Here is a 17,820-nt window from a genome sequence, read left to right as displayed (position 1 = left end):
GGCCTGCCCGTCTCCCATGTCTGCGCCCGCCTTGGACCGCCCTTCCGTGGATCTCTCCCCGGCCGCCAAGCCCGAACGCCTGCTCTCGCTGGATGTCTTCCGGGGACTGACGGTGGCGCTGATGCTGCTGGTCAACGATCCCGGCACTTGGTCCGACATCTATTGGCCGCTGCGCCACGCCAAATGGCATGGCTGGACACCCACCGACCTGGTCTTTCCCTTCTTCCTGTTCATGGTGGGCATCACCACCCACCTGTCGCTGACCCAGCGGCGGGCGCGGGGGGATAATGATGGCGCCCTGGCCCGCCAGATCCTGCGGCGCGCGCTCATCCTGTTCGGCCTCGGCCTGTTCATCGCCTGGTTCCCGGGCTACGCGCCGGCCGGTCATGGCACGCTGGCCGATCGCGCCGCGGCGCAGGTCCTGTCCTGGCGCATCCCCGGTGTCCTGCAGCGCATCGCCCTGTGCTACGCCGCCGCCGGCCTGCTGTCGCTGCGGGTGGGGCCGAAGGGGCAGGGCGCCCTGGTCGCGCTGCTGGCGCTGGGCTATTGGGCGGTAATGACGCTGGTTCCCGTGCCGGGCACCGGCGCCACCGGCCTCGCGGCGCTGGCCCATCCCGGCGCCACCGTGGCGGCGTCGGTCGACCGCGCGCTATTCGACTGGGGTCCGCTGGGCAATCATCTGTGGGCGGCCGCCAAGACCTGGGATCCCGAGGGCGCGCTGTCGACCCTGCCGGCCATCGCCACGGCGCTGCTGGGCGTCCAGGCCGGCCGCTGGCTGGCCCGGCCCCTGCCGCTGCCGGCCCGCATCCGGGGCCTGATCGTGGCCGGGGTCGCGGGTGTCCTGCTGGGCGAAATCTGGGATCTGGCCTTCCCCATCAACAAGAGCCTGTGGACCAGCTCCTTCGTGGCCCTGACCGCCGGCATGGCCTGCCTGTGCCTGGGTGCCCTGCTGTGGGTGGTTGAGGTGCGCGGCTGGCGCCGCTGGACCCGGCCGGCCCTGGTCTTCGGCGTCAACCCCATCCTGGCCTATGTCGGGTCCGAACTGATGGCCATCATCATCGGCGGCGTCATCACCCTGCCCTGGGACCACCGCATCGCCCCGCTGCAGGATGTGATCTACGAGGCGGTTTTCTATCCCCTGCTGCCGGAAAAGGCGGCCTCGCTGGCCTTCGCCCTTCTGTTCGTCACCCTGTGGTGGGCCATCCTGGAGGTGCTCTACCGCCGCCGGATCTTCCTGAAGGTGTGAGAAGGCGGTCGCTTCTTCCCAAACCGGTCTGGGCTGGGATGGGTCGCGACCGCGGTCGCCGGGCCTTCCGGCGAGACGCAGCGCACCATCACCCTGGATCTGGCGGCCGGCGGCGTTTCAGGCCGCCTTGTCCTCAAAGCACAGGCTGAACAGGGCCCCGCCGCCATGGCGGTCCCGGGCGGCCAGGCGGCCGCCGTGCTGGCGCATGATCTCCATGGCGATGGCCAGGCCCAGGCCGGATCCGGTGATGCCGGCGCCGGCGGCGCCGCGCACGAAGGGTTCCGCCAGGGTCAGGGGGTCTTCGCCCTGCAATCCCGGGCCCCGGTCGGCGACGGACAGGATGGAGCCGGGGCCTACCCGGACCTCCACCATTCCGCCAGCCGGGCCGTAGGCGACGGCGTTTTCCACCAGGTTGCGCAGGGCCTCGGCCACGGCGCCGGTGTTGCACACCAGGGGGAAGTCCTCCACCACCTCCAGCTCGATGGATTTGCCCAGCGACCGGATGAAGGGCGCCAGGGTCACCAGCTCCCCGGCTGTCAGTTCCCCCGCCATGACCCGGTCGGTGCGGGGCAGGGGGGTGCCGGACAGGCGCGACAGCGACAGCAGCTGCGCCACCAGGCGTGACAGTCGGCGCACGTCGGCGCGCACGGCGTTCATATCGGCCTCCCCGCTTTCCAGGCGGGCCTGCACCACGGCCAGGGGCGTGCGCAACTGGTGGGCGGCGTCGGCGATGAAGCGCCGGTGGTGGCGGAAGCTGCCCTCCAGCCGGGCCAGCGCGGTGTTGAAGGCATCGACCAGGGGCAGGACCTCGCTGGGCAGGTTCTTGCCGTCCAGCCGGTGGTCCAGCCGGTCCAGGCCGATGGCCGCCGCCTCCTCCGACACCTCCTGGATGGGGGTCAGGCTGCTGCGGATGGTCCAGACGCCGATGGCGGCGGCGATCAGGGCCACGGGGATGCCGAACAACAGGATGTCGCGGACGAACTCATCCAGCAGGCCGTTGATGATCTTCTGGTCCGCGGTGGGCGACTGCGCCACCGCCAGCGTCAGGGTGCGGTCGCCCAGCTTGATGGGCGTGCCCAGGCCATAGCGCTCCGGTTCGCCCGGCGGGCGGAAGAAATATTCCGTGTCCGGCTGGTTCAGCGCCTCGCGCAGGGTGTTGGCGGCGCGGGGCAGGGATTGGGTCAGCAGCCGGCCGTGCTGGTCCCACACGGCATAGATGACGCCGTCCTCCTCCAGGGCATAGCGGTTGGCCAGGTCCGGCGGCAGGCGGTCCAGCGACAGGCCGCCGTGGTTGAACACGGCCATCAGTTCATTGGCCTGGCCGCGCAGCACCTTGCGCTGCACGACGCCGCCCGCTTCCTCCAGCCGCACCACCAGGGGCAGGATGCCCACCGCGACGGACGCCAGGAACAGCAGGCCCAGGCGCCAGGCCAGGCGGCCCTGAAGCGACCGGTGCCGCCAGATCTGCGCCAGGGTGGCCAACATCAGAAAGGAATCCGAAGGGAGAAAGGGCTCACGACGCGCTCATCATATAGCCCAAGCCGCGCATGGTGATAATGCCGGCCGTGGCCTCCGCCGTCGCCAGCTTGCGGCGCAGGCGGGACACCAGGGCCTCCACCGCGTTGTCGGTGGCTTCGTTGCCGAAGCCGTAGAGGGCGCTGTCGATGTGCGCCTTGGTCACCACCTGGTCCACCTTGCGCAACAGCACCTCCAGCAGGGCCAGCTCGCGCGCCGTCAGGGCCAGGGGCGCGCCGTCCACGGCCACGCCGCGGGCGGCGCTGTCGAAGGACAGGTTACCGCATTCCAGCACCACGCCGATGACGCCGCCCGGCCGGCGCAGCAGGGCCCGCAGTCGGGCCGCCAGCTCCCCCATGTCGAAGGGCTTGACCAGGTAATCGTCGGCGCCGGCGTCCAGCCCCTCGATACGATCATCCAGGGTGGACCGGGCCGTCAGCATCAGGATGGGCACCTTGCGGCGGCTGCCGCGCAGGCGGCGGACCAGGCTGACACCATCGCCGTCGGGCAGGCGCCGGTCCAGAACCAGGGCATCGTACTCGGCGGTGGAAATATGGTCGTCGGCCTCGGCCAGGCTGCCGCAGGCATCGACGGTGAAGCCGATTCGCGACAGGTGATCGGCGGTCAAGGTCCGCAGATCCCGTTCATCCTCAACCAAAAGAAGCCGCATCGGCCAGGTTCCCACAAGTCGCCCACTGCGGGCGGCAGACGTATCTATACGCGCGACCGGCCGCGGCCTGTCGGCATCCGGGCCGATTTTCGCGGACGGGGCCGGGTTGTGATGCGGCAGGCCCGCGTCAGCAAGGCGTCAGCTTGACTGTGCCATCGTTGCCACGCGCTGATCAACCGAGGCTGCCGACCATCATGACCGTGCTCACCGCCGCCCTGTTGCCGGACCCGCCTTCCGGGCTTTGGGACATCCCGCCCGCCGGTGCGGCGGCCGGCTCCCCCATCATCGACTATCGCGCCCCGGTGGCGTCGGCGGACGACGGTTTCGGACGGCATCGCCCCGCCGGGCTGCCGGGATTGCTGCTGGCGCTCAGCGCCGCCCTGCCGGCCAGCCGCTGGGGCCGGGCGGGGGGCAGGGTGTTGGGGCCGGTGGTGCGGGTCATGGTGCCCTGGCTCTACGGCTCCGTCATCGATGTGGCCGCCGATGGCCTGCGTCGGCGCCTGCATGTCCGCGACCATGCCGACGACCGCCGGTTCCTGGCGCTGCCCCGCCAGGCGGCCGTCCAGGCTCGGGCCCATGTCGCGGCGGCCCTGCCTGCGGATGGTGTCTTCGTCGATATCGGCGCCGGCACCGGCCTGCACACGCTGGCCGCCGCGTGCCATCTCGGTCCCCAGGGCCGTGTGCTGGCGGTGGAGCCCAACGCCGCCACCCGCGACCGGCTGGCCGTCAACCTTTCCCTGAACCCCATTGCCGCCACCGTGACCCTGGCGGAAGAGGCGGCTGGCCCCGTTTGCGACGGCCTGGTCCTGGCGACCGGCGCCCGCAAGGCCGCCGCGGCGCCCGCCTGGGACGCGCCACCGCCGGCCCTGGTGCGCACCCGCCCGCTGCTGGATTTGGCGCGGGCTGCCGGCCTGCGCCGTCTCGACGTGCTGCGCCTGGGTTACAAGGCCGGCGCCGACCTGGCGCTGATCCCCTTCCTGCAGGCGGCACCCCAGGCCCTGCGGCCCCGGCTGATCGTCATCGACCGGCGCGGTGCCAAGGGCTGGGGCGTGGATCTGCCGGCCACCCTGGCCTTGTTCGGCTACCGCGCCTGCGGCGTCACGCCGGACGCGCTGCTGTTCCAGGGCGATGCCGTGGCCGACTCCGGCGCCCTGTGGGAGCCGGCCGACTGGTCGTTGGTCGCCTCCTGATCCCATCCGGTCGATCCGCGCGATATGAAAAAGGGCCCGCCGGGGGTGATCCGGCGGGCCCTTCTTTGTTGGCGGGTGTTGGAACCAATCCTACTTCCGGTTCACCCCGGCCATGGCGGCGTGCAGGCGCGACAGCTTCACCTTGCGCGGCCGCAGGGCCAGGTAGATCACCGGCGTGGTGTAGAGGGTGATGAACTGCGACACCAGCAGGCCGCCCACCAGGGCGATGCCCAGCGGCTGCCGCAGCTCGGCCCCCGTGCCGCCGCCGATGGCCAGCGGCACGGCGCCCAGCAGGGCGGTCAGCGTGGTCATGGTGATGGGGCGGAACCGTTCGCGGCACGCCTCGGTGATGGCATCCACCGGGGATAGGCCCTGGATGCGCTCCGCCGCCAGGGCGAAGTCCACCAGCATGATGGCGTTCTTCTTCACGATGCCCATCAGCAGGATGATGCCGATGAAGGAGATCATCGACAGTTCGAACCCCGTGGCCATCAGCGCCAGGATGGCGCCGATGCCGGCCGACGGCAGGGTGGACAGGATGGTGATGGGCTGCGCCCAGCTTTCGTACAGCATGCCCAGCACGATGTAGATGGTCACCAGGGCCGCCAGTATCAGCAGGGGCTGGCCCTGGTTCTGCTGTTGGAAGATGCGGGCGATGCCGCCCACCTCCACCCGCATCGAGGCCGGCATGGCCAGTTCCGTCACCGCCTGCTGCGCCCGGGCCAGGGCGTCCACCTGGGCGACCCCGTCCGCCAGGTTGAAGCTGAGGGTGGAGGAGGGGTACTGCCCCTCATGGTTCACCGACAGGGGCGATTCCTGGACCTGCACCTTGGCGAAGGTGGACAGCGGCACCATGCCCGCCACCGACTTCACGTAGATGCGCACCAGGTCGTCCGGGCCAGTCTGCTCATTGGGCGTCGCCTCCAGCACCACATGGTACTGGTTGCGGGCGCCGTAGAGGGTGCTGACCTGCTTCTGGCTGAAAGCATTGCCCAGCGCGGCGTCCACGTCCGACGGCGTGAGGTTCATGCGCGAGGCCAGGTTGCGGTCGATGACCACCTTGGCGTCCAGGCCGGCCTTGTCCTGGTCGGAACTGACGTCCTGGAAATAGTCCGGCAGATCCTTCAGCTTGGCCACCAGCTTCGGCCCCCATTCATAGAGGTCATCCAGGTTGTCACTCAGCAGCGAGACCTGGAACTGCGAATCGCTGCTGCGCCCGCCGAAGCGCAGGTCCTGTTCCGCCTGCAGGAAGACCTGCAGCGCCTCCATCCGGGCGAACTTGGGCCGCAGGCGGGCGATGACCTGGTCGGCGCTGGCGTCGCGCTGGTTCCTGGGCTTCAGCGAGATGGTCATGCTGCCGGTGTTGGCGCTGCTGCTGCCGGGGCCGCCGCCGCCGCCGCCGGTGGTGCCGCCGATGGCCGCCACCGCCGGGTCGTCGGCGATGATCTTCACCACCTCCTGCATGCGGCGCTGCATGGTCTGGAACGAGGTGTCGGCCGAGGCGCGCACGCTGCCGCGCAGCAGGCCCGTGTCCTGCTGCGGGAAGCCGCCCTTGGGCACCACGCCATAGAGGTAGACGGTGCCGAAGATGGTGCCCAGCGCCACGAACAGCATGATGGTCCGGTGGCGCATGACCCAGCCCAGGCCCTTCATGTACAGGTTGGTGGCGCCGTCCAGCGGCCGGCCCACCCAGCGGTCGGCCCAGTTGGCCTTGCGCTCGCGGGCATGGTCGATGAAGCGGGCGCACATCATGGGCGTCAGGGTCACCGACACGACGCCCGACACCAGGATGGCCGCCGTCAGGGTCATGGCGAATTCGTGGAACAGCCGGCCCGCCAGCCCGCCCATGAAGATGATGGGCACGAACACGGCCACCAGCGACAGGGTCATGGACACGATGGTGAAGCCGATCTCGCGCGCGCCGTCCAATGCGGCCCGCAGGGGTGGTTTCCCCATCTCGCGGTGGCGGACGGCGTTCTCGATCATGACGATGGCGTCGTCGACCACGAAGCCCACGCTGATGGTCAGGGCCATCAGCGACAGGTTGTCCATGCTGTAGTCCAGCATCCACATGACGGCGAAGGTGCCGGCCAGCGACAGGGGCACGGCGGTGGCGGCGGCCAGGGTGGGCGCCAGGCGGCGCAGGAACAGTCCCACCACCAGGATGACCAGGCCGATGGAGATCAGCATGGTGATCTGCACGTCGTCCACGCTGGCGCGGATGGTGCCGGTCTGGTCGTTCACCACGTTGATGTCGATACCGGGCGGCAGCCACTTCTGGATCTGGCCCAGGTTGGCCTTGATCAGATCCACCGTCTTGATGACGTTGGCGCCCGGCTGCTTCAAGACCGAGACCAGCACGGCCGGTTGCGTGCCGAACCAGCCCGCCTGCCGGATGTTTTCCGAGCTGTTGAGCACCGTGGCCACGTCGCCCAGGCGGAAGACGGTGCCGCTGGCGGTGCGCACCACCAGGTCGCGGTAGTCCTGCGCCTTCAGCATGGTGTCGTTGGTGGTCACCGTCATCAGCGTGTCTTCGCCGTCCATGGTGCCCACGGGCTGGCTGACGTTGGCGTTGGTGATGGCGGTGCTGATGTCGGCCAGGCTGATCTTGCGCGCGGCCAGCGCGTTCACGTCCACCTGCACGCGGATGGCGGACTTCTCGCCACCGGCGGCCGAGGCCTGGGCCACGCCCTCGATCTGCGACAGGCGCTGGGCCAGGATGCCGTCGGCGGCGTCGAAGATGGCCTGGTTGGTCAGGGTCTTGGACGTCAGGGCCAGCGTCATGATGGGCCGGCCGTTGGGGTTGGCCTTGCGGAACGTGGGCTGGCTGGTCAGGCCTGAGGGCAGGTCGGTGGCGGCGGCGCTGATGGCGGCCTGCACGTCGCGCGCCGCATCCGTCACCGGCCGGCTGACATCGAACTGCAGGATGATGGTGCTGACGCCCAGCGACGTGGACGAGGTCATCTCGTTCACGCCGGCGATCTCACCCAGGTGACGTTCCAGCGGGGCGGTCACCGTCGCGGCCATGGTCACGGGGTCTGCCCCCGATTCCCTGGCCTGGATGAAGATGATGGGCAGGTCGGTGTTGGGCAGGGACGCCACCGGCAGGAAGGCGTACGCCACCGCCCCCACCAGCGCCAGGCCCAGGGCCAGCAGGGCCGTGCCGATGGGCCGGCGGATGAAGGGTTCGGAGATGCTCATGGGGTGGCCGCTCCGCGCCTCAATCCGCCAGGCCAGTCAAGGGCGGCGGGGCGCCGGGGGGCACGTCCTCCGTCCGCTCGCCGCCGGTGCGCCGGGCGACCCAGGCGCGCAGCCGTTCCATGTACAGGTAGATCACCGGCGTGGTGTACAGGGTCAGCAATTGCGACAGGATCAGGCCGCCGACGATGGTGATGCCCAGCGGCCGGCGCAACTCCGACCCCGTGCCATGCTCCAGCGCCAGGGGCAGGGCACCCAGCAGCGCCGCCATGGTGGTCATCATGATGGGGCGGAAGCGCAGCAGGCAGGCCTCCACGATCGAGTCGTGGGGTGATTTGCCCTCCACCCGCTCCGCCTCGATGGCGAAGTCGATCATCATGATGGCGTTCTTCTTCACGATGCCCATCAACAGCACGATGCCGATCAGGGCCACCAGCGACAGGTCGTTGCCGGTCAGCCACAGGGCCAGCAGGGCGCCAATGCCGGCCGATGGCAGGGTCGACAGAATGGTTACCGGGTGGATGATGCTCTCGTACAGCACGCCCAGCACGATGTAGATGGTGACCACGGCGGCGGCGATCAGCCATGGCTCGCTGGCGATGGAGGTCTGGAACTCTGCCGCTTCGCCGGCGAAGGACCCGGTCACCGTGTCCGGCATGCCGATGTCCTTCTCCGCCTTGGTCACGGCGTCCACCGCGTCGCCCAGCGACTGGCCCTCGGCCAGGTTGAAGGTGACGGTCAGGGCCGGGAACTGGGCTTGGTGATTCACCGTCAGCGGCGCGCTGGTGGTTTCGATCTGCACCAGCGAGCTCAGCGGCACCTGGGTGTTGGTGGTGACCTGGGTGCTCTGCGCCACCGTGTTCACCGCCACCGGCCCGCCCGTGCTGGGCACGTACAGGCGGCCCAGCGCCTCGGGGCTGGACTGCAGCTTCTCCGGCACCTCCAGCACAACGCGGTACTGGTTCATCTGAGCGTAGATGGTGGAGATCTGGCGCTGGCCGAAGGCGTCGTACAGCACGTCGTCGATGCTCTGGATGCTGACGCCCAGGCGGGCGGCCAGGGCGCGATCGACGTTCAGCACCACTTGGCGGCCGTTGGTCTGCTGGTCGCTGGCCACGTCGCGGAACTGGGGCAGGCTGCGCAGCTTGGCCACCAGCTTGGGCGCCCATTCCGCCAGTTCCACGCCGTCGGCGTCGGCCAGGGTGTACTGGTACTGGGTGCGGCTGGCGCGGGCGCCGATCTGGATGTCCTGCACCGACTGGACGTAGACCTCGCCCTGCACGCCCGACAGCTTATGGCTGAGGCGCACGGCGATGGCGTCGGCGTTGGCCGACCGCTCGTCGCGCGGCTTCAGGCCCACGGACAGGTGAGCGGTGTTGGGCGTGGGGTTCACGGTGCTGGCGCCCGCGAAGCTGGTCACCGACACCACGTCGGGGTCCTGCGCCACGATGTCGGCCACCTGCTGCTGCAGGCGGCGCATGGACGCGAACGAACTGTCCTGGTCGCCGTCCACGGTGATGGCCAGGATGCCGGTGTCCTGGCTGGGCAGGAAGCCCTTGGGCATCCACATGTAGAGGACCACGGTCAGCACCAGGGTGCCGATGGCCACCAGCAGGGTCAGGAACTGGAAGCGCATGACCACGGACAGGGTCCGCTCATAGCCCTTCAGCATCCAGTTGAAGCCGGCTTCCGTCCATTCCAGGGGGGAATACTTGGCCCAGCGCGCGCGGCGCTGGTGGGCGGCCTGCTCGTCGGCATGGCTGCGCAGCAGGCGGCCGCACATCATGGGCGTGACGGTCAGCGACACGACGGCCGAGGCGACGACGGCGATGGTCAGGGTCAGCGAGAATTCGCGGAACAGGCGGCCGATGATGCCGCTCATGAACAGCAGGGGGATGAACACCGCCACCAGCGACACCGTCAGCGAGATGACGGTGAAGCCGATCTGCTTGGCGCCCTTGTAGGCGGCCGGCAGGGGGGCCTCGCCCGCCTCGATGTAACGGATGACGTTTTCGATCATGACGATGGCGTCGTCGACGACGAAACCGGTGCCGATGGTCAGCGCCATCAGCGACAGGTTGTCCAGGCTGAAGCCGCACAGGGCCATGACGCCGAAGGTGACGATCAGCGACAGGGGCAGGGCCACGGCCGGGATGACAGTGGCGCGACCGGAGCGCAGGAAGGCCAGGATGACCAGCACCACCAGCACGGTGGTCAGCACCAGGGTCTGCTGCACGTCGCGCACGGAGGCGCGGATGGTCTCGGTACGGTCGGCGACGATGGTCAGCTTGATGCCGGCGGGCAGGGCCGCCTGCAGCTCATGCAGCTTGGACTTCAGGCGGTCGGCCGTCTCCACGATGTTGGCGCCGGGCTGGCGCTGGATATCCAGCAGCACGCCTTGCTTGCCGTTGAACCAGGCGCCCACGCGGGAGTTTTCCAGCCCGCGGCTCACCACGCCGACGTCCTTCAGATGGACGGGGGCGCCGTTCTTGTAGGTGACGATGACGTCGGAATAGGCCTCGGCCTTTTCGATCTGGTCGTTGGCGGTGATGGTGTAGGCCTGGGCAACGCCGTCGAAGCTGCCCTTGGCCTGGTTTACGTTGGCCTTGCCCAGGGCGGTGCGGATGTCCTCCATGCTCAGGCTGTAGGCGGCCAGGCGCTCCGGCTGGATCTGGATGCGCACGGCCGGGCGCTGGTTGCCCTGCACGGTGACGCGGCCCACGCCCGACACCTGGCTCAGCTTCTGCGCCAGCAGGCTGTCGGCCGTGTCGGACAGGGTGGCGATGGGCAGGGTTTCCGAGGTCAGCGCCAGCGACAGGATGGGCGGGTCCGCCGGGTTGACCTTGGCGTATGTGGGCGGATAGGGCAGCGTCTTGGGCAGGGTGCTGCCGGCGGCGTTGATGGCCGCCTGCACGTCCTGCGCGGCGTCGTCGATGTTATGGCCCAGGCCGAACTGCAGCGTGATGTTCGATACGCCGAAGCTGGAGATGGACGTCATGACGTCCAGGCCGGGAATCTGCCCCAGCTGGCGTTCCAGCGAGGCTGTGATCAGCGTGGCGGTGGTGTCGGCGCTGGCGCCGGGCAGCTGGGTGGTGACCTGGATGACGGGGAAGTCCACTTCCGGCAGTGACGACACCGGCAGCGCCCGATACCCCAGGAAGCCCACCAGCACGATGCCGATCGCCAGCAGCGTGGTGGCGATCGGCCGGGCGATGAAGGGGGCGGAAACGTTCATCGCGGCTGGCCGCCCTGACTGCCCTGGGTATTGTCCGGCGCCGGCTGACTATTGGCGGGCTGGCCATTGGCGGGCTGGCCATTGGCGGGCTGATTGGGATTGGGGGCGCCCTGCGGAGTCGGGCCTTGCGCCGGATCGCTGCCCGGCTGGCCGCCCTGGTTGCGGCGGCGGTGATGCTCACCCTCGGGACCGGACTGGCCGTTGCCGCCCTGACCTTGGCCGCGGTGGTGCTGGCCGGCGGCGCCCGCTGGCGCGCCGGCATCCGGCGCGGCCCCCGCCGGGGCGGCGATGTTGATCTTGGCGCCGTCCTGCAGGCGGTCCTGGCCGTTGACCACCACGCGCTCACCCACCTGCACGCCGTCCGACAGGGCAGACTTGTCGCCTTCGTTCAGGATGACGGTGACGGGGCGGGGGGTGACGGTGTTGTCCTCGTTGACGATGTAGACGAAGGTGCCGTTGGGTCCGTGCTGGATGCTCGAGGCCGGCACCACGGCCAGCTTGGGCTTCACCTCCAGCAGCAGGCGCATGTTGACGAAACCGCCCGGCCACAGGCGGTTGTCCTTGTTGGGGAACGACGCCTTCAGCTTGATGGTGCCGGTGGTGGTGTCCACCTGGTTGTCCAGGGTGGTCAGGGTGCCCTTGTCCAGCTGGCGGCCGTCGGAGCTGACGGCCAGCACGCTCAGCGTCTCGCCCTTGGCCAGGTGGGCGTTGATGACGTCCAGCTGCTGCTGCGGCAGGGTGAAGACGCCCGAGATGGGCTGCATCTGGGTGATGACCACCAGGCCGGTGCTGTCGCTGGAACTGACGATGTTGCCCACGTCCACCAGGCGCAGGCCGGTGCGGCCGTCGATGGGCGCCTTGGTCACGGTCCAGTCCAGGTTGGTGCGGGCGGTTTCCACCGCCGCCTGGTCGTATTTCAGCGTCGCCTCATACTGGGCGACGGTGGCCTTCTGCGTGTCATAGGTCTGCTGCGTGCCGTATTTCTCGGCCGCCAGGGCGCGGTACCGCTCCAGGTCCAGCCGGGCGTTGGCCAGCTGCGCCTGGTCCTGAGCCACCTTGGCCACCGCCTGGTCGTAGGCCGCCTGATACAGGCGCGGGTCGACCACGGCCAGCGTGTCGCCGGCCTTCACGGTCTGGCCTTCGGTGAAGGCGACCTTGGTCAGCTGGCCGCCGATGCGGGTCTTGACCGTGACGGTGTTCAGCGCCTGCACCGTGCCCAGGCCGTCCAGGTAGACCGGCATGTCGGCCAGCACCACCGGCGTCACCGCCACGGAGGGGATGGAGAAGCCGCCGCCGCGACGCCCCCCGCCCCCCCCGGGGCCACCTGGCGCGCCCGGGGGCGGGCCGCCGGCGCCGGGCCGCCCGCCCGGCGCCCCACCTGGCGCGCCCATGGGGCTGCCCGCGTCCTGGCTGCTCGGCTTCTTGTGCATGACCCACCACGCGCCACCACCCAGCAGCACCACGACCAGGGCAGACACCCAAACACTGCGTCGCATCGAAATCCCAACCTTCCCGATGATCTCTGGAACCCGGGTTTATACGCCGGCCGTTCGAAGATCCTGTTGTCTCGTTCATTCTCACGGACGGGCGCGGCCGGTAAGATTTGAAAAGGCCCGTACCCGACTGCCCTGCCTAGTATTTCGCGCTTCCTCTTACCCCGAAAACCGCCAGGCGTCAGCACCGCTTGCACCCGGCCGCCTGGGTCCGCTTCGGCGTTTCCCCATGGGGCCATCCCGCCCCCGCCGGCCGGCAGGCTATAGCGGTGCCGGGTGACGGTTTTATGTCATCCCACGCCGGATACCCCCCGCGCCAATTGGCGCATGGCGGGGTGAAACCGCCCCTGGCGGCATGATCGGGACCGGATGATTTTGCATTGCGGCAAATCGCGCTCTGGTTTTGGGTTGACGCGGGTCCCCCACCCGGTTTATTGGCGGGCCGTCGGTTGCCCTCCGCTGTCTGGAACCCAGGTTCCGCGCGACGGGCGGTGTGCCGTCAACCCCAAGAGAACAGTCACCCTGAGAATGAACCCTCGACCTAGTGAGAGCGGCGCGGACCCGTTTGGCCGGACCCATCCGGCGCGACTGGTCGCCACAGACCGCCAGCCGGGACAGGGGTGTGGGTGGGAGCGTCGGACCCCTCGCTGAGACGGGGGTGTTGACACCCCCATCCCCGCCTTCGTCCCCGCCGGGCACCGGCCGCGTGACGGAGGCAGCAATGGCCCTCAACAAGACCCGTTTTTCCGCCGGGACCGATCCCGTGTCCGCCGTCATGGCGGCGGCGGCCCGTGCCGCGCAGGCGCAGCGCGCGGCCCTCTCTGGCCATGGCCTCACCCTGGTGTGGCGGCAGGATGCCGCCGGCCGCCCCGTTATGGGATGGATGCTGATGCGCCGGCCCGTGGCCGCCAACGACATCGCCGCCAACGACGCACCGTCGGAGGGCCGAACGCGGTGCGCCCGCTGACCGGTACCTGATTCCCCTGACGCTGTTCGGGCCCGACACCACATCCGAAACCAAGGGTGACGGGGGGAACGGCCTATGACGATGCATGTCCTTCACGGCGGCCGTGACGGGCTGGGATCCCCCAGCCCGCTGGCCCGCCTGGCGCCCTCCCGCTGGGACATGGTGGCCCTGCCGCTGGTCCTGGGCCTGCTGGCCCTGCTGGTCTTCGGCGGGCACGAGGTGGCGCAGCCGCTGTCGCAGCTGGAACGCACGCCCATCACCCTGGACCCGTGGACCCTGCCCTACTACGCCCTGCGCACGACGCTGCGCATGCTGGCGGCCCTGGGCGCGTCCCTGTTGTTCACCCTGGTCTATGCGCCGCTGGCGGTGAAAAGCCAGCGGGCGGGGCAAATCCTCATCCCGGCGCTGGACATCCTGCAGTCCGTGCCGGTGCTGACCTATCTGTCTTTCACCGTGACCTTCTTCCTGGGGTTGTTCCCCGGCCAGGTGGTGGGGGCGGAGCTGGCCTCCATCTTCGCCATTTTCACCAGCCAGGCCTGGAACATGACCTTCAGCTTCTACCAGTCGCTGCGGACGGTGCCGTCCGACCTGGAAGAGGTGTGCACGGGCTATCACTTCTCCACCTGGCAGCGCTTCTGGCGGCTGGAGGTGCCCTTCGCCATCCCCGGCCTGGTCTGGAACATGATGATGAGCATGTCCGGCGGCTGGTTCTTCGTCGTGGCCGCCGAGGCGGTGACGGTGGGCAGCACCACCATCACCCTGCCGGGGGTGGGCGCCTACCTGGCGCTGGCCATCGAACAGCGCGACCTGGGCGCCATCGGCTGGGTCATCCTGACCATGCTGGGCGTCATCCTCCTCTATGACCAGCTGCTGTTCCGGCCCCTGGTCGCCTGGGCGGACCGCTTCCGCGCGGACACCGTGCAGGCCGAGGAACGCCCGACCTCCTGGGTGCTGACCATGGTGGAACGCTCCACCCTGTTCCGCACCCTGGGCCGGCCGGCCGGCGGCGCCGCCCGCGCCACCCTGCGCTGGCGCCTGCCGGCGCTGCCCAGGCTGTCGGCACCCAGGCTCAGCCCCCGCGCCGTCCGCATGGGGGATTATGTGTGGCAGGGCGCCCTGGCCGTCATGGCGCTGTACGTGGCGGTGCACGGCATCCAGTTCATGGCCACCGGCGTCACCTGGGGCGATGTCGGCCACGTCGTGCTGCTGGGGCTGGCCACCATGGTCCGGGTGGTCGTGCTGATCGTCCTGGCGGCGGTGATCTGGGTGCCCATCGGGGTGATGGTGGGCATGCGGCCGCGCCTGGCCGCCATCGTCCAGCCGCTGGCCCAGTTCCTGGCCGCCTTCCCGTCCAACCTGTTCTTCCCCGTGGCGGTGGCGGCCATCGTGCACTGGACGCTGAACCCGGACATATGGCTGTCGCCGCTGATGATCCTGGGCACGCAGTGGTACATCCTGTTCAACGTGGTGGCCGGGTCCCAGGCCTACCCCGTGGATCTGCGCGACGTCATCGCCAACCTGCGCCTGCGCGGCTGGCGCAAGTGGCGCGACGCCCTGCTGCCCGGCGTTTTCCCCCACCTGGTGACGGGGGCCATCACCGCCAGCGGCGGCGCCTGGAACGCCAGCATCGTGGCCGAGGCCGTGTCCTGGGGCGATACCCACGTCCAGGCACGTGGACTTGGCGCCTACATCGCCCAGATGACGACGGACGCCGACTTCCCCCGCCTGGTGCTGGGCAACGTCGTCATGGTCTGCTTCGTCGTGCTGTTCAACCGCCTTGTCTGGCGCCCGCTGTACGCGTACGCCGAACGCCGCCTGCGCGTGTCCTGAAGGAACGGAGGTCCCCATCATGAACCTGACCCCGAAGTCCCTGCGCGCGGCCTTGGGCGCGCACGCCCCGGCCGACCTCGCCACCGCCGGCGTGGCGCCCGCTGCCCCCGGCCCCCGTCCGCTGCCCAGCGGCGTGCCGATCCTGACCGTGAAGGACGTCTGCAAGCGCTACGACTCCGACCCCGACAGCCCCCTGGTGCTGGACAACGTCAACATGACGGTGGACCGGCGCGAGATCGTGGCCCTGCTGGGACGCTCCGGCTCCGGCAAGTCCACCCTGCTGCGCATCATCGCCGGCCTGCTGTCCTCCACCTCCGGCCAAGTGGCCGTGGCGGGTAAGCCGGTGTCCGGCCCGGCCAACGACGTGGCCATGGTGTTCCAGTCCTTCGCCCTGTTCCCCTGGCTGACGGTGCTGGAGAACGTGCAGGTGGGGCTGGAGGCGCGCGGCGTGCCGCCGGCGGAGATGCGCAAACGCGCGCTGGCCGCCATCGACCTCATCGGCCTGGACGGGTTCGAGAACGCCTACCCCCGCGAACTGTCGGGCGGCATGCGCCAGCGCGTGGGCTTCGCCCGCGCCCTGGTGCTGGATCCCGGCATCCTGCTGCTGGACGAGCCGTTCTCGGCCCTGGACGTGCTGACGGCTGAAACCGTCCGCACCGACTTCCTGGACCTGTGGGGCGATGGCCACCTGGCCATCGGCGCCGTGCTGCTGGTCACCCACAACATCGAGGAGGCGGTGCAGATGTGCGACCGCATCCTGGTGATGTCGTCCAACCCAGGCCGCGTGGCGGCGGAGATCGAGGTGACGCTGCCCCATCCGCGGGTCCGCACCGACCCGGCCTTCCGCCAGCTGGTGGACCACATCTATGGCCTGATGACCCGCCGTCGCAAGGCGGCGCCGGGCATTGCCGAGACGCTGGCCGCCGGCCTCAGCCTGCAACTGCCGCATGTGTCGACCAACGTGCTGGCCGGCCTGATGGAGATGGTGGATGCCGAGCCGCACAACGGCGTGGCCGACCTGCCCGTCATCTCCTCCGCCCTGCAGATGTCCACCGACGACCTGCTGAAGGTGGCGGAAACCTTGCAGATGCTGGGCTTCGCCGAGGTGGTGGAAGGCGACATCCGCCTGCTGCCCCCGGCGCGGCAGTTCGCGCAGGCCGAGCTGGACGTGCGCAAGCGCCTGTTCGCGGACCACCTGCTGCAGCGCATCCCGCTGGCCAGCCACATCCGCCGCGTTTTGCAGGAACGCCCCAACCACCGCGCCCCCCGGCCCCGGTTCGAGACGGAGCTGGAGGACCACATGTCCGAGACGGCGGCGGATGAAACGCTGAAGGCCATGATCAGCTGGGCGCGCTACGCCGAGGTCTTCGCCTATGACGGCGACACGGCGCAGTTCCACCTGGACGCGGAGGAAGAGGCTTAAGTTTAAGTTCCTCAGGCGCCGGCAGCCGCGTCCGCGGCTTTGGCTATCCTCGCTGCGCCCTGCGGTACTCGCTCCGGCGGACGCGGTCGCGTCCCAGGGAAGAGGACAAGGGGACGGCGCTATGGTTTTACGAGAAGAGACTTGGCAGAACGGGCCGCCGGTGGTGCACTGCGCGGCCCGTTCCCTTTTCTGGACACCGCCCATGGCCCGCTTGGCTACCTTCCGCCTCATCGCCCTATCCTTGGCCGGAATGGCCTGGTTCGGCGGCGGTGCCGGGGCAGTGGGCCTGCCCTCCACCCCCGCCAGGCCGGTGACCGACAGCTTCTTCGGCCAGGCGGTGGCCGATCCCTACCGCTGGCTGGAGGACTGGTCCGACCCGGTGGTGAAGCGCTGGTCGGCCGACGAAAACGCCTACAGCCGCGTCTATCTGGACGCCGTGCCCCAGCGCGCCGCCATCAAGGCCCGTTTGGAGTCGCTGATCGCCGCCACGCCCAGCCGCTATTCCGGGGTGCGCGCCGCCGGCGGCCATCTTTTCGCCCGCTATACCGACCCGCGCCTGCAACAGCCGCAGGTGGTCATGATCGATGACGGGGTGACCACGGCGCCATCGCGCGACCTGACGGTGAAGGTGATCATCGACCCCAACAAGATCGATCCGCACGGCCTGACGGCGGTGGACTGGTTCGTGCCGTCCCCCGACGGCCGGCTGGTGGCCGCCAGCCTGTCCACCGGCGGCAGCGAGAACGGCAGCGTCCATGTCTTCGACGCCACCACCGGGGCGGAGGTGGGGGAGGTCATTCCCCGCGTGCAATATCCCACCGGCGGTGGCGATCTGGCTTGGGGCCAGGACGGCAGGGGCTTCTGGTACACCCGCTACCCGGGGGAGGAGCGGCCGGAGGCCGACCGTCATTTCTACATGCAGGTCTACTGGCATCCGCTGGGTGGCGATCCGCGCAACGACGCTTAGGGTCTGTTGATAAATTATCGCTTCAATCTGGTCGGTGTGTTTGGCGAAATGGTGTAGTTCCATTCGCCATGGAAGTCATGTCGACG

11 protein-coding genes are annotated in these 17,820 nt (G+C 69.5%); 6 read left to right on the top strand and 5 right to left on the bottom strand.

Annotated elements, in window-relative coordinates; genetic code table 11:
• Positions 1 to 46: 46 nt before the first annotated feature.
• A complete protein-coding gene (locus tag FBZ89_RS29395; RefSeq protein ID WP_186457649.1) occupies positions 47 to 1,246 on the top strand; it encodes an acyltransferase family protein in 1,200 nt (399 codons plus the stop codon).
• Between the two features lie 117 nt (positions 1,247 to 1,363).
• Here the strand turns inward: FBZ89_RS29395 and FBZ89_RS29390 are convergent, their stop codons facing one another.
• Together FBZ89_RS29390 and FBZ89_RS29385 are read right to left on the bottom strand one after the other, a co-directional pair.
• Positions 1,364 to 2,731 carry a sensor histidine kinase gene (locus FBZ89_RS29390; protein WP_145754533.1) on the bottom strand — a complete coding sequence of 456 codons (1,368 nt, stop codon included), beginning with the start codon at positions 2,729 to 2,731 and terminating at the stop codon, positions 1,364 to 1,366.
• Positions 2,732 to 2,759: 28 nt separating this feature from the next.
• The gene (locus FBZ89_RS29385) at positions 2,760 to 3,431 is read right to left on the bottom strand and encodes a response regulator transcription factor (RefSeq protein WP_145754532.1); all 672 of its coding nucleotides are present in this window, start codon (positions 3,429 to 3,431) and stop codon (positions 2,760 to 2,762) included.
• A gap of 194 nt (positions 3,432 to 3,625) precedes the next feature.
• On the opposite strand from FBZ89_RS29385, the gene FBZ89_RS29380 reads away from it, so the two are divergent.
• A complete protein-coding gene (locus tag FBZ89_RS29380; RefSeq protein WP_145754530.1) occupies positions 3,626 to 4,621 on the top strand; it encodes an FkbM family methyltransferase in 996 nt (331 codons plus the stop codon).
• A gap of 90 nt (positions 4,622 to 4,711) precedes the next feature.
• Here the strand turns inward: FBZ89_RS29380 and FBZ89_RS29375 are convergent, their stop codons facing one another.
• Genes FBZ89_RS29375 through FBZ89_RS29365 form a run of 3 tightly spaced genes read right to left on the bottom strand, consistent with a single transcriptional unit; the run spans position 4,712 to position 12,550 of the window.
• Positions 4,712 to 7,822, bottom strand: coding sequence for an efflux RND transporter permease subunit (locus tag FBZ89_RS29375; RefSeq protein WP_145754529.1), 3,111 nt, complete (start codon positions 7,820 to 7,822; stop codon positions 4,712 to 4,714).
• A gap of 19 nt (positions 7,823 to 7,841) precedes the next feature.
• On the bottom strand, positions 7,842 to 11,054 hold the full coding sequence (locus FBZ89_RS29370; protein ID WP_145754527.1) for an efflux RND transporter permease subunit: 3,213 nt from the start codon (positions 11,052 to 11,054) through the stop codon (positions 7,842 to 7,844).
• Positions 11,051 to 12,550: an efflux RND transporter periplasmic adaptor subunit gene (locus FBZ89_RS29365; protein WP_145754526.1), complete on the bottom strand. Its 1,500-nt coding sequence runs from the start codon at positions 12,548 to 12,550 to the stop codon at positions 11,051 to 11,053. Before FBZ89_RS29365 ends, FBZ89_RS29370 begins: the two co-directional genes overlap by 4 nt.
• Before the next feature lie 718 nt (positions 12,551 to 13,268).
• Between FBZ89_RS29365 and FBZ89_RS29360 the strand changes: the two genes are divergently transcribed.
• The 4 genes from FBZ89_RS29360 to FBZ89_RS29345 all read left to right on the top strand — a co-directional run bounded on the left by FBZ89_RS29360 (position 13,269) and on the right by FBZ89_RS29345 (position 17,734).
• Entirely contained in the window at positions 13,269 to 13,514 is a 246-nt protein-coding gene (locus FBZ89_RS29360; RefSeq protein WP_145754525.1) for a hypothetical protein, read from the top strand.
• 75 nt (positions 13,515 to 13,589) lie between these two features.
• Entirely contained in the window at positions 13,590 to 15,344 is a 1,755-nt protein-coding gene (locus FBZ89_RS29355; RefSeq protein WP_342780660.1) for an ABC transporter permease, read from the top strand.
• A 19-nt stretch (positions 15,345 to 15,363) separates the two neighbouring features.
• Positions 15,364 to 16,767: an ABC transporter ATP-binding protein gene (locus tag FBZ89_RS29350; RefSeq protein WP_246173018.1), complete on the top strand. Its 1,404-nt coding sequence runs from the start codon at positions 15,364 to 15,366 to the stop codon at positions 16,765 to 16,767.
• A 202-nt stretch (positions 16,768 to 16,969) separates the two neighbouring features.
• Complete coding sequence (locus FBZ89_RS29345; protein WP_145754523.1) at positions 16,970 to 17,734, top strand: prolyl oligopeptidase family protein; 765 nt, start codon at positions 16,970 to 16,972, stop codon at positions 17,732 to 17,734.
• Positions 17,735 to 17,820 lie beyond the last annotated feature (86 nt).

Origin of the sequence: Nitrospirillum amazonense, from assembly GCF_007828045.1 — a bacterium.
GTDB lineage: Bacteria > Pseudomonadota > Alphaproteobacteria > Azospirillales > Azospirillaceae > Nitrospirillum > Nitrospirillum amazonense_C.
Note: the sequence above shows the minus strand (reverse complement) of the source record. Positions and strands in the feature narration are given on the sequence as shown.

Excerpts from the sequence above, each read along its gene's own strand:
- FBZ89_RS29360 (WP_145754525.1), top strand. The coding sequence starts at position 13,269 with ATGGCCCTCAACAAGACCCGTTTTTCCGCCGGGACCGATCCCGTGTCC.
- FBZ89_RS29345 (WP_145754523.1), top strand. The coding sequence starts at position 16,970 with ATGGCCCGCTTGGCTACCTTCCGCCTCATCGCCCTATCCTTGGCCGGA.
- FBZ89_RS29375 (WP_145754529.1), bottom strand. The coding sequence starts at position 7,822 with ATGAGCATCTCCGAACCCTTCATCCGCCGGCCCATCGGCACGGCCCTG.
- FBZ89_RS29380 (WP_145754530.1), top strand. The coding sequence starts at position 3,626 with ATGACCGTGCTCACCGCCGCCCTGTTGCCGGACCCGCCTTCCGGGCTT.
- FBZ89_RS29390 (WP_145754533.1), bottom strand. The coding sequence starts at position 2,731 with ATGTTGGCCACCCTGGCGCAGATCTGGCGGCACCGGTCGCTTCAGGGC.
- FBZ89_RS29370 (WP_145754527.1), bottom strand. The coding sequence starts at position 11,054 with ATGAACGTTTCCGCCCCCTTCATCGCCCGGCCGATCGCCACCACGCTG.
- FBZ89_RS29365 (WP_145754526.1), bottom strand. The coding sequence starts at position 12,550 with ATGCGACGCAGTGTTTGGGTGTCTGCCCTGGTCGTGGTGCTGCTGGGT.
- FBZ89_RS29385 (WP_145754532.1), bottom strand. The coding sequence starts at position 3,431 with ATGCGGCTTCTTTTGGTTGAGGATGAACGGGATCTGCGGACCTTGACC.
- FBZ89_RS29350 (WP_246173018.1), top strand. The coding sequence starts at position 15,364 with ATGAACCTGACCCCGAAGTCCCTGCGCGCGGCCTTGGGCGCGCACGCC.
- FBZ89_RS29355 (WP_342780660.1), top strand. The coding sequence starts at position 13,590 with ATGACGATGCATGTCCTTCACGGCGGCCGTGACGGGCTGGGATCCCCC.